Source organism: Frateuria sp. (assembly GCF_035695185.1).
Lineage (GTDB): Bacteria > Pseudomonadota > Gammaproteobacteria > Xanthomonadales > Rhodanobacteraceae > Frateuria_A.
The window spans coordinates 1-11910 of record NZ_DASSES010000135.1; the positions used below are offsets into that span (position 1 = coordinate 1).

An 11910-nucleotide genomic window follows, 5' to 3' on the forward strand; every position below is an offset into this window, starting at 1 on the left:
GCAGCTATGACCACTCGGCCCAGCGCGCCGCGCACTGGTGGGCTTGGCTGCATCAGTACAACTGGCACCGGCCACACGCCAGCCTGGACTACCGGCCACCTATCACCCGCATCGCCATGAACAACCTGGTGGGTTTACACAGCTAGCGGGTCTCGCCGACCCAGCGCCAAGGCGAACCCCGGCCCCTCACCCCAGCCCTCCCCGGAGGAGAAAGGGAGCTGGCCTCTGCTCCTGGCTCTGTGCCCTTTCGAAAAGTGCGCGCAGCAGCGCGCTGCCTTCTCCGGGCCCCCATGGCGCGACGGGCGGACGGCCGGTCGCCCGCAGGTGGCCGGCAGCACGCCGGCCAATTTTTCGACGGGACTTCGAGTCCCGTCGAGACCCCCTCACCCGGCCCACTCCCGGCGGGGAGAGAAAGCAGATCGTCAGGCGAAGTCGAAACCGAGGGCGGTGGTCACTGCGCGCACCTCCGCGCACAGCGCCTCGAGCGCCGGCTCGCGCGGCGCGATCCGCGGCCGCAGGTCCAGGGTGCAGGCCAAGGCACGCTGCAGCAACTCGGCGTGCACCCGCGCGAACACGTCCGCCTGCGCCGGGTCCAGCAGCCCGAGGCGCCGGCAGGCATCGATCAGCGCCGCATTGGCGGTATGCGCAAGCAACGACGGATGGGCCGCGGCGTGCGCGAGCACCAGTCCCTGCAGCGCGAACTCGATGTCCAGCAGCCCGCCATGGCCCTGCTTGAGGTCCAGCCGCGCCGCGTCCGAGCGATCCCGCTCCGTGCGCCAGCGCCGGCGCATCTGGCTGACCTCGGCGAGCACCGCCGTGCGCTCGCGCGGCACCGCCAGCACTTCGCGCCGGACCGCGCCCAGGGCCTGGCCGAGCGCCGCATCGCCGGCCACCGTGCGAGCGCGCAGCAACGCCTGGTGTTCCCAGGTCCAGGCACGACTGCGCTGGTAGGCGGCGAACGCTTCCAGGCTGCTCACCAAGAGGCCCTTGGAGCCGTCCGGGCGCAGTCGCGTATCGACCTCGTACAGGCGCCCCGCGCGGGTGAGGATGGTCAACCAGTTCATCACGCGCTGCGCCAGGCGCTGGTACCAGCGCACCCCGTCGAGCGGACGGGCGCCGTCGCTGGCGAGCTGCGTACGCGCGCCGTCGAACACGAACACCAGGTCCAGGTCCGAGGCGAAGCCCAGCTCCTCGCCACCGAGGCTGCCGTAGCCGAGTACGGCAAAGCCCGAGCCCTCGCCGGGCAGGCGGCCGTGCTGTGCGACCAGCTCGCGCTCGGCCAGCGCGGTGACCGCCTCCACCACCGAGCCGGCCAGCGCGGCGAGGCGGCGCGCGGTGGCGACCGCATCGGCGCGTCCGTCGTTGAAAGCCAGGCCGAGACGGAAGGCGATACTGGCCTTGAACTCGTTGATGCGTTCGAGCTCGGCCTCGGCTTCGCGCTCGTCCAGTGTCGCCAGCACGCGGCTGATCTCGGCGCTGATGTCGGCGCGCTTGAGCGGCAACTGGTCGATGCGCGGGTCGAGCACGTCATCCAGCAGCAACGGCTGGGCGATGACCCGCTCGGCCAGGAAGGCGCTGTCGGCGAACAGTCGTGCCAGCCGGGCGCGCGCGGCGGGCTGCTCCTCCAGCAGGGCGAGGTAGGCCGAGCGCCGGGCCACCGCCTGCACCAGCCGGCACAGGCGCAGCAGGCAGGGCAACGGCGCGGCGCTGGCGCGGGCGGCGGCGATCAGGTGCGGCATGAGGTGATCCAGCCGCTCGCGCGAGCGCGGTGACATCGCTCGCACCGAGGCCGCCTGCGGCAGCTTGGCCAACGCCTCGGCCGCCTCGATGCCTGGCTCGAAACCGGCCGCCTCCAGCACGCCGGGCTCCGGCACGCCGTGGCAGGCCTGCTGCCACAACGTGGTGTCGGCGACCGCCACGCGGGCGGCGCGCCCGCCGGCGGGCATCAGCACGCTGGCGAAATCCTCGCTGACCACCGCGCGGTGGCGCGCCAGTTCGGCTTCCAGTGCCTCCCAGTGCCCATGCCCGAGGCCTCGCGCGATGCGCTCGCGGCTGAGCGCGTCCTCGGGCAGGTCGTGGGTCTGCGCGTCGCGCAGCATCTGCACGCGATTCTCGACCCGGCGCAGGCAGCGGTAGGCCTCCCGCAGTGCCTTGGCACGCGCCGCACCGATGTGCCCGCGCGCCTCGCAGGCGGCCAGCGCCGGCACCAGCCCGCGTACGCGCAGGCTCGGCTCGCGCCCGCCGCGGATCAGCTGCTCGAGCTGCACGATGAACTCGATCTCGCGGATCCCGCCGGGACCGAGCTTGAGGTTGTCGGCCAGGTCCTTGCGCGCCACCTCGGCGTCGATCAGCGCCTTCATCTCGCGCAGCCCGGCGAAGGCGGTGTAGTCCAGGTACTTGCGGTAGACGAACGGGCGCAACAGCTCCTGCAGCTGCTTGCCGGCGGCGCGGTCGCCGGCTACCGGGCGTGCCTTGATCCAGGCGTAGCGCTCCCAGTCGCGCCCCTCGCTCTGGTAGTACTGCTCCATCGCCGCGAAGGAGAGCGCCAACCGCCCGGCGTTGCCGAACGGGCGCAGGCGCAGGTCCACCCGCGCGCAGATGCCATCGTCGGTGGGCTCGTTGAGCAGGCGTACCAGCTGCCGGCCGAGCCGCACGAAGTATTCGCTGTTGTCCAGCGAACGCGTGCCGTCGCTCTGCCCGGCCTGCGGATAGGCCAGCACCAGGTCGATATCCGACGAAAAGTTCAGCTCGGCCCCGCCTAGCTTGCCGAAGCCGATCACAACCAGCCGCTGCAGTGCGCCGTCCTCGCCGCGTGCATGGCCGTAGCGGGCGGCCAGCGCGCGCTCGGACCAGCCCAGTGCGGCACCCAGCAGCGACTCGTACAGCACGCTGGTGGCCGAAAGCGTTTCGGCCAGGTCGTCCAGTCCGTTGATGTCGCGGAAGACCAGCCGCAGTGCCTCGGCATGGCGGAACCGGCGCAGCGCGGCCAGCGTGGCGCCCTCGTCTTCGGGCAGGGCCAGCGAGCCGATGCGCGTCGCCGCGTCGCCGCCGGCGCGCAGGCGGTCCAGGCCGGCCGGCGCCAGCAACTGCGGTTGCCGCCGCCACACCTCGAAGGCGAAGTCGCTGGCGGCGAGCGTGCGACGGATACGCTCGGCCACGCCGGCGTCGTCGTGCAACGCCACACCGGCGGCGCGGCAGCCGGCGGCGAGTTCGGCGTAGCGGTCGTCGATCAGCGCACGCAGCGCGGGGCTTTCGGGGGCGCTCATCCGGCCATTGTGCCGTAGCCCCGGGGCCGCATGAACCGGCAGCAACCACCGGTGGCGGACGAACGCATGATTCATTTCCGCCCGATTACAGTCACCTTTCCCTCACGTCGTGCCAGCGGACCATCCTTTCATGCCTTTGACCGATCACCCCACCACCCACTGGCGCCCGCGTGCCGCGCGCATCCTGGCCGTGGTGCTGATGAGCCTGGCCTTCGTGCTGCTGACCGGCCTGATGGATGGCGGCGTCGGCGTGACCCCGCTGCGCATCTTCGACCAGCCGCGCTTTCCGCTGGCCAACGCCCTGCCTGGACTGCTGGCGGCGTGGGCGCTGCTGGCGTTCACCCGGCGGCTGGTCTTTTCGTTCGGGCTGGTGTTCCTGTTCGAGGCGCTGCTCTACCAGATCAACGCGCTGAAGGCCGCCAACCTGGGCAATCCGCTGATGCCGGCCGATTTCCTGATGGTCGACCAGCTCGCCAAGGGCGGCGCACACGTGCTGGTCGGCTACCTGCCGCACAGTCCGTGGCCTTACCTGGGCCTGCTCGCCGGCATCGCACTGATCGTGGCGATGTGGCGCCTGGAGCCGCCGCTGTTTCCCCGCCGCGGTTACGGCAAGCGCCTGCTCGGCGGGGCTGCCGCGGTGGTACTGCTGGGTAGCCTGCTGGGCGGCGTGGGCGCATGGGGCAAGGTCTACAACGCACGTGTGCTCTGGCTGGAACCGTGGTCACCGAACGTGACGGCAAACCACTCGGGCCTGGTCAGCTCGCTGCTGCTGTTCCACCAGCAATACGGGCATGGAGGGCACAAGGCCGACCCGGATGCGGCCAAGGCGCTGATCGCGCAGACCCGGCAGGCGCTGGAGGCCCGCCTCGGTGCGGCACCGCCGGGCGGCGAGCGGCCGGACATCGTGGTGGTGCAGAGCGAGTCGTTCTTCGACCCGGCCATCATGCGCGGCTACCAGGACAACCACTTCACGCCCAACCTGCACCGCCTGGAGCAGCAGGGCACGAGCGGCCCGCTGCACGTGCCTACGTTCGGCGGTGGCACCATCCGCACCGAGTTCGAGGTGCTCACCGGCCTGTCGCTGCGCTACTTCGACGAACTGCAGTTCCCCTACCTGACGCTCGACCAGAAGGTGGTGCCCAGCGTGGTGCGTACGCTGCGCGCGCACGGCTACAGCACGACCGCGATCCACGGCAACGATCCGGCGTTCTGGAACCGCGCGGCGGCCTTCCGCAAGATCGGCTTCGATCGTTTCGTCTCGCAGTCGTCCTTTCCGAAGGACGCGCCGAACGACGGCAAGTACATGGCGGACCGGGCGATGACCGACGAGATCATGCGCCAGCTCAAGGACAACGGTCCGCCGCAGTTCCTGTTCGCCATCAGCATCGAGGCGCACGGCCCGTACGACGTGCCCCCGGCCGACGCCGCCGCGCGCGACGCCATTCCGGTCCCGCCAGGCATCAGCGGCCGCGACAAGCAGGAGCTGCAGACCTACCTCTATCACGCCGAACACGCCGACGCCGAACTCGGCCGCCTCGCCCGGCTGCTGGCCGGGCGCGACCGCCCCACGCTGCTGCTGTTCTACGGCGACCACCTGCCGGCGCTGACCAACAGTTTCAACGTCACCGGCTTCGTCGACGGCGGCGACATGCTCAGCGAACCGGGCGTCTGGCTGCTGCTCGATCCGCGCAACCCCGGGCCGCCCCGGCGCGAGAGCCTGGCTTCCTGGATGTTGCCGGGCAAGCTGCTCGACGCCGCGGGTGTCCACGGCGATCCCTACTTCGCGCTGACCCAGGTGCTTGCGCCGCAGCTGGCCGGGTTCACCCGCACGCCCGGCGCGCCCCAGCCGGAAATGACCGCCGCCCAGAAGGTGATCGACCGCGACATGGCCAGCGTCGCGATGCTGCGCCTTAAGGGCAAGCTGGAGGCGCTGCTGCCGCCGCAACTGGTCTCGGCGAACCACGCGCCGGCGCCGGACCGCTCACCCGCACCGACGGGGGCCTACGGCGCGCGTCCTTGATGGACGTCCAGGCGGCTTTTCACCTGGCCTGCACGAGCGGGCGTTCAGCCATCTGTCCGCCCGCTTAAGCGGGCACGGGCGTATTCAGAGTGCGGTCGGGGAAGGCCCCCTAGGTTCGGGACAACCGCGGAGGAGCTACCGCGGCCTTCCCACGACTGGAGGACAATCCATGCGTAAGACTCTGCTTGCTGCTGTGATCGGTGCCGGTGTGTTTGCCGTCCTGCCTGCCTTGGCGCAGGTCAGCCTCGGTGGCGCCGGCAGGGTGGGTGCCGGCCTGACCGGTGGCGCCAGCGGCGCGCTGGGCGCAACGCCGGGCCAACTCGCCGTCCGGCCGGGCCAGACCCTGCAGCGCGCCGACCGCCACGTGCGCCATACCACCCGCCATGCCACGGCACAGACCCACCGCACGCTGGATCGCCACGGTCAGGCCGACGTCGACACTGCCGCGCGTGGTTCGGCAGGCATCCGCGCGGGCGATCACCGCGCCGATGCGGACGCCGGGGTCCGCACGGGCGCCAGCGTGGATGCCGGGGCGGCAGCGGATCGGACTGCCGCTACCGCGCGTGGTGTCGGCGACCAGGTGAGCGACCGGGTGCATACCGCCGCCGGCAGCGCCGAACGCACGGCCGGCTCGGTCGGCGACGCCGCGCGCCGGACCGCCACCGGGAACTCGGTCGGCGCCGACGCCAGGGTCCGCGCCCAGGCCGACGAGCACGGCCACTGACGGCCGGCCGCAGGGTGGGCCCCGGCCACCGCCCCACCCTGCGGCCCCTTCACGCCATATCCACCGCGGCCGGCTCACATCTGTCGGCCGCTCACGCAGCACCGGACCGGCGCACGCGCCAGGACAGGCCCGCCATCGCCCCGGCCGCCGCGGACGCTCTGCGGCAACCATCCGACGGAGGCAACTCATGCACAAGACCCTGCTTGCCGTTTTCATCGGCGCCAGCGTGTTCGCTGTTCCCGCCTTTGCCCAGGTCATCCCGGGTGGTGCGGGGCAGGCTGCCACCCCGTCACAGACCGGCGCGAGCGCAACTGGCATGAGCGCGAACCCTGGCCTCGCCATCGGCGCGGGCGACGGCACCGCATCCACGACCGACGGCGCCGGTGCGGGTACCCAAGCGCTGGGCCTGGGCGGCCTGCTCAAGCAGACCCAGGCGCACGATGCCGGCCCGGTGGCGGACACGCCCAGCGAGGGTGCCGGACCGACCGGCGATCTGAACGCGAAGGCCCGCGAGAAGCTGCGCGCCGCGCGCGGGCACTGACCCGGGGCGGGGGACCCCCGCTCAGGCCAGCGCATCCTCCGCCGCGACGAAGCCGCCGGTCTGGCGCTCCCACAGGCGCGCGTACAGCCCGCCGTGCGCGATCAGTTGCGCGTGCGTGCCGCTCTCCACGATGCGGCCCTTGTCCAGCACCACCAGGCGATCCATCCGCGCGATCGTGGACAGGCGGTGCGCGATGGCGATCACCGTCTTGCCCTGCATCAGCAGGTCGAGGCTTTCCTGGATTGCCGCCTCGGCCTCGGAGTCCAGCGCGCTGGTGGCCTCGTCCAGGATCAGGATCGGCGCGTCCTTGAGCAGCACGCGGGCGATGGCGATGCGCTGGCGCTGGCCGCCGGAAAGCTTTACCCCGCGCTCGCCCACGTAAGCGTCGTAGCCGCGCCGGCCCTCGCCGTCGCTCAGCGTCGGGATGAACTCGTCCGCCCGCGCCTTGTGGACCGCCTCGGCGATCTGCGCCTCACTGGCCTCCGGTCGGCCGTAGAGCAGGTTGTCGCGGATCGAGCGGTGCAGCAGCGAGGTGTCCTGCGTCACCACGCCGATCTGCGAGCGCAGGCTTTCCTGGGTGACGCGTGCGATGTCCTGGCCATCGACCAGGATGCGCCCGCCTTCGAGGTCATAGAGCCTGAGCAGCACGTTGACCAGGGTCGACTTGCCGGCCCCGGAGGGACCGACCAGGCCGATCTTCTCGCCGGCCTGCACGGCCAGGTCGAGTCCTGCGATCACCCCGCCGGCCTTGCCGTAATGGAAGTGGATGTGCTCGAAGCGCACCTCGCCGCGGGTCACCTCCAGCGGCATCGCGCCCGGCGCGTCCTGCACCGCGCGCGGCTGGGCGATGGTCTGGAGGCCGTCCTGCACCGTGCCGACGTTCTCGAAGATGCCGTTGACCACCCACATGATCCAGCCGGACATGTTGTTGATGCGGATCACCAGCCCGGTGGAGAGCGCGATCGCGCCGACGGTCACCTGGCCGCGGCTCCACAGCCACAGCGCCAGCCCCGAGGTGCCCACGATCAGGAAGCCGTTGAGCGTGGTGATGGTGGCATCCATGGCGGTGGTCTGGCGCGTCATCGCACGCGTCTTGTCCACCTGCTCGCGCAGCGCGTCGGCGACATAGGCCTCTTCGCGCCGCGTGTGCGCGAACAGCTTCAGCGTGAGCACGTTGCTGTAGCCGTCGACGATGCGTCCCATCAGCTTTGAGCGCGCCTCGGACGCGCGCCACGAGCGCTGCCGCGTGCGCGGGATGAAGAACGCCAGCGTGGCGATATAGAGCAGCAGCCACAGCACCAGCGGCGCGGCCAGCCAGGCATCGGCCTTGGCGAACATCACGATCGCGCTGCCGGTATAGATCGCCACGTACCAGATGGCATCGACGATCTGCACCGCCGATTCGCGCAGCGAGCTGCCGGTCTGCATGATGCGGTTGGCGATGCGCCCGGCGAAGTCGTTCTGGAAGAAGGCCAGGCTCTGGCGGATCACGTAGCGGTGGTTCTGCCAGCGGATCCGCGCGGTCACGTTCGGCACGATCGCCTGGTTGACCAGCAGGTCGTGCATCGCGTTGAACAGCGGCCGGGCGATGAGCGCCACGAACGCCATCCAGGCCAGTTCGCGGCCATGCTGGCGAAAGAACGCCGCGCCGTCCGCGACCTTGGCCATGTCCACCAGCCGCCCGATGAACGCGAACAGCGACACTTCGATGATCGAGACGAAGAAGCCGACCACCAACACCGCCGCGAACATCGGCCATACCTGCCGCAGGTAAAACAGGTAGAAGCGCCCGGGCGTAGCGGGCGGCATCACGTCGGCCGGATCCTTGAACGGATCGATCAGCGATTCGAACCAGCGGAAGAGCATGGGCGCATCCCGGGGATGGGGCCGGACATTCTGGCCCATGGCCGCCCGCCGTGCGATGAAGATGCGCCTCGATCCGGCGGGTCGGGCTAAGAGGCGTCGACCGACCCGTGCATTCCGGGTGCCGGCGCGAACCGGTACACCCGCGCCCGCTCGATCCCCTCGCGGACGACCGGGTCGTCTTCCACGAACGCCACCACGTCGGCCGCCTCGCGGCCGCGGAATACCACCATCCCGCCCCGCGGCAGCCCATCGCCGATCGCGCTGACGGGACCTCCGAGCAGGACGTCGCCGCGTGCCGCGGCCTCGCCCAGGCGCGCCATGTGCAGGGCCATTGCCGGCATTGCCGCCAGCGCCTCGGCCACCTGCGCGGGCGTGCCGCGGGGATAGCCCTCGGCCGGCTCGTACACCACCAGGACGTGCGGCAGGCCGGGATCGGACATGGGATGGATCCTTCGTATTGGAAAGCCCGCCAGCCTGGCGCATACGCCCGTCATCGCCCGCGCCCTCCGGCACGCACCGGGCAAGTGTCCTGGGACACTTGGCACCGGTTTTGCGGCATCGGGACCGCGGCCGCAGGGCCAGCGGACATCATGCCCGCCTCTCCCTCCCGGCTCATCCGCATGCACCACCCGACCCTGCTTGCCTTCGCCCTCCTGCAGGGCCTGTTCGCCATCACCCCCGGCCCCGCGGTGCTGCTGACCGCCTCGCACGCCATGGCGCGCGGCACCGTGGCCGGACTGCGCGTGGCGCTGGGCATCCAGCTTGCGAACGTGTGCTACCTCGCCCTCTCGGCCCTGGGCGTGGGCCTGCTGCTGCGCGCCTGGCCGCCCGCCTTCCACGGGCTCAAGCTGGTCGGTGCCGTCTATCTCGCATGGCGCGGATCGGCCGCCGTGCGCGCGGCCTGGACCGCCGGCGGCAGCGAGCCGGGCGGCAACGCCGCCACCACGGGAAGACCGTTCACCGAGGGCCTCGTGGGGCAACTGGCCAATCCCAAGTCGATCATCTTCTTCGGTGCGCTGCTGCCGCTGTTCGTGGCACCGGGGCACGCACTGCTCCCGCAGTACGCACTGCTCGCGGCGCTGTGCATGGCGATCGAGCTGCCGGTGCTGGGCGCCTACGCGGCAATGGCGGCGGCAGCCGGGCGACTGGCGCATTCGGCCCGCGCCGTGCGCCTGCGTCAGGCCTGCTCCGGTGCCTGCCTGGTGGTCGTCGCGGTGCTGCTGGCGCTGGTGCCGCTGGCTGATCGCTGACCTGCGAAGATGGCGGCATGACCATCCCCACCTGGCAGCAACTGCTGCGCACGCTGGAAAGCGAGATCGCGAATGGCAGGCTGCAGCCCGGCCAGCCAGTGCCCTCGCAGCGCGCGGCGGCCCGTCGCTGGGGCGTGTCGGTGGCGACCGTGACGCGGGTCTACGCCGAAGCCACGCGCCACGGCTGGCTGCATGCACGGGTGGGCAGCGGCACAGTCGTGGCGCCGCCGCCCGGGCCGCCCGGCCCGACGCCGACCGAAGGCCTGCGCGACCTGGCGCTGAACGCGCCGCTGGCGCCGCGCCACCTCAACGCCTCCGCACTGCTGCGCGACGCCTTTGCGCGGCTGGCCGCGGGACGCGCGCGCGCCCTGCTCGACCGCGCGGGCCAGACCCGCGAGGAGGCACTGCACGTCGAGGCCACCGCGCGCTGGCTGGCTTCGTTCGGCGTCGCCTCCGAACCGTCCCGGGTGTTCATCACGCCTGGCGCACAGGCCGGATTGCTGGTCGCCGTGCGCAGCGTCGTCGGCGAGGGCGGCGGCATCGCCTGCGAGCCACTGGTCAATCCGGGCCTGTCCGCCGCGGCCGAGTTCGTGGGCGCGCGCTTGCTGCCGGTCGCTGTGGACGCCGAAGGCCCGCGGCCGGATGCGGTCGAGGCGCTGGTCGCCGCGCGTGGCCTGCGCGCGCTGTACGCCTCGCCGAGCTGCTCCAACCCCCTGGCGCTGCGCTGGAGCGCCCGGCGTCGGCGCGAGCTGGCCGCCCTCGCACAGGAGCATGGCCTGTGGCTCATCGAAGACGACGATGCGCTGCCGCTGGATCCGGCGCCGCAGCCGCTGTGCGCGCTGGCGCCGGAACGCACGCTGCTGATCGTGGGCCTGTCCAAGGTCGCCGGTTTCGCCCTGCGCACCGCCTTCGTGCACGTGCCACGCGCGCTGGCAGACAGCTACAGGCGGCACCTGCGCGCGGCGGTGTGGATGGCCTCGCCGATCTTGGCCGATCTCGCCGCGCACTGGCTGGAGACCGGCCTGATGGACGAGCTGGTGCGGGCACGCCGGCAGGACGCGACGCAGCACCAGGCGATCGCTGCCGCACTCCTGGGCCGGCATGGCTACCGCGCCCCGGCGTTCGGCACGCACGGCTGGTTGCCGCTGGCCGCCCCGTGGGACGCCGAGCGACTGGCCTTCCACGCCCGCCGCCACGGGGTGGCGGTGGCGCCGGACGGGGAGTTCCGGCTTGCCGGCGTGCGCGGCCATGCCGGCGTGCGGCTTGCGCTTTCGTCGACAGCGTCCAGCGCGGAGTTGCGCGAGGCGCTGGCGGTCCTCGGGCAATTGCTGCAGCACGGCCCGACGCCCGGGTGAAAAACAGGCCTTCCAAGGGCGCGCCCCTGTGCGCGGCCCGAGGACATCCACCCGGGTGCACGTGCACCGCTCGCGGCCGTTACGCACAAGGACACCGGCCTTGGGGCGCGCACAGATGCGCTCCCGCAGGGGGAGCCCTGCGGGGCAAAAGAAAACCCCGCGCGAGGCGGGGTTCTCTCCAACACTGCGGTGGGCGCGGGGACTCAGAAGTCCATGCCGCCCATGCCGCCCATGCCGCCGGGGGCACCGGCGTGGCTGTGCTCTTCCTTCTTAGGCAGCTCGGCCACGATCGCCTCGGTGGTGATCGCCAGGCCAGCGACCGACGAAGCGTGCTGCAGCGCGGTGCGGGTCACCTTGGTCGGGTCCAGGATGCCCATGCCGACCATGTCGCCGAACTCGCCGGTGGCGGCGTTGTAGCCGAAGTTGCCCTGGCCGTCCTTGACCTTGTTGAGGATCACCGAGGGCTCCTCGCCGGCATTGGCGACGATCGCGCGCAGCGGCGCTTCCAGCGCGCGACGGGTGATCGCGATGCCGAGGTTCTGGTCCTCGTTGTCGCCCTTCAGGCCTTCGACCGCCTTGAGCGCACGGATCAGGGCGACGCCGCCGCCCGGCACCACGCCTTCCTCGACCGCCGCACGGGTGGCGTGCAGGGCGTCTTCGACGCGGGCCTTCTTCTCCTTCATCTCGACCTCGGTGGCGGCACCGACCTTGATGACGGCCACGCCGCCGGCAAGCTTGGCCACGCGTTCCTGCAGCTTCTCGCGGTCGTAGTCGGAGGAGGTCTCCTCGATCTGCGCCTTGATCTGGCTGATGCGCGACTGGATGCGCTCGGCTTCGCCGGCACCGTCGATGATCGTGGTGTTTTCCTTGGTGATCACCACGCGCTTG

The 11910-nt window shown here is 71.6% G+C and carries 9 protein-coding genes and 1 pseudogene; 6 read left to right on the forward strand and 4 right to left on the reverse strand.

Translation table 11 applies throughout. The features are described 5' to 3' along the window. Positions 1-146: pseudogene (locus tag VFH59_RS10960) on the forward strand (IS481 family transposase); the annotation flags it as partial. Between the two features lie 276 nt (positions 147-422). On the opposite strand, the gene glnE reads toward VFH59_RS10960, so the two are convergent. Then, complete coding sequence (glnE, locus tag VFH59_RS10965) at positions 423-3266, reverse strand: bifunctional [glutamate--ammonia ligase]-adenylyl-L-tyrosine phosphorylase/[glutamate--ammonia-ligase] adenylyltransferase (RefSeq protein ID WP_325164933.1); 2844 nt, start codon at positions 3264-3266, stop codon at positions 423-425. 130 nt (positions 3267-3396) lie between these two features. Here glnE and VFH59_RS10970 point away from each other — a divergent pair, with 130 nt between their 5' ends. The 3 genes from VFH59_RS10970 (at position 3397) to VFH59_RS10980 (ending at position 6551) form a co-directional block, all read left to right on the forward strand. After that, positions 3397-5286, forward strand: coding sequence for an LTA synthase family protein (locus tag VFH59_RS10970; protein ID WP_325164934.1), 1890 nt, complete (start codon positions 3397-3399; stop codon positions 5284-5286). 169 nt (positions 5287-5455) lie between these two features. Continuing rightward, positions 5456-6010 carry a hypothetical protein gene (locus VFH59_RS10975; protein WP_325164935.1) on the forward strand — a complete coding sequence of 185 codons (555 nt, stop codon included), beginning with the start codon at positions 5456-5458 and terminating at the stop codon, positions 6008-6010. Between the two features lie 187 nt (positions 6011-6197). Next, the gene (locus tag VFH59_RS10980; RefSeq protein WP_325164936.1) at positions 6198-6551 is read left to right on the forward strand and encodes a hypothetical protein; all 354 of its coding nucleotides are present in this window, start codon (positions 6198-6200) and stop codon (positions 6549-6551) included. 21 nt (positions 6552-6572) lie between these two features. Here VFH59_RS10980 and VFH59_RS10985 read toward each other — a convergent pair whose 3' ends face one another. Together VFH59_RS10985 and VFH59_RS10990 are read right to left on the reverse strand one after the other, a co-directional pair. Further along, on the reverse strand, positions 6573-8417 hold the full coding sequence (locus VFH59_RS10985) for an ABC transporter ATP-binding protein (protein ID WP_325164937.1): 1845 nt from the start codon (positions 8415-8417) through the stop codon (positions 6573-6575). Between the two features lie 86 nt (positions 8418-8503). Next, positions 8504-8857, reverse strand: a complete 354-nt coding sequence (locus tag VFH59_RS10990; protein WP_325164938.1) for a YciI family protein — start codon at positions 8855-8857, stop codon at positions 8504-8506. A gap of 180 nt (positions 8858-9037) precedes the next feature. Between VFH59_RS10990 and VFH59_RS10995 the strand changes: the two genes are divergently transcribed. Then, positions 9038-9667, forward strand: a complete 630-nt coding sequence (locus tag VFH59_RS10995) for a LysE family translocator (RefSeq protein ID WP_325164939.1) — start codon at positions 9038-9040, stop codon at positions 9665-9667. Between the two features lie 17 nt (positions 9668-9684). Next, entirely contained in the window at positions 9685-11022 is a 1338-nt protein-coding gene (locus tag VFH59_RS11000) for a PLP-dependent aminotransferase family protein (RefSeq protein WP_325164940.1), read from the forward strand. 203 nt (positions 11023-11225) lie between these two features. On the opposite strand, the gene VFH59_RS11005 is transcribed toward VFH59_RS11000, so the two are convergent. After that, positions 11226-11910 (reverse strand): TCP-1/cpn60 chaperonin family protein (locus tag VFH59_RS11005; protein ID WP_325164941.1); only part of this gene is annotated, 685 nt, incomplete at its 5' end.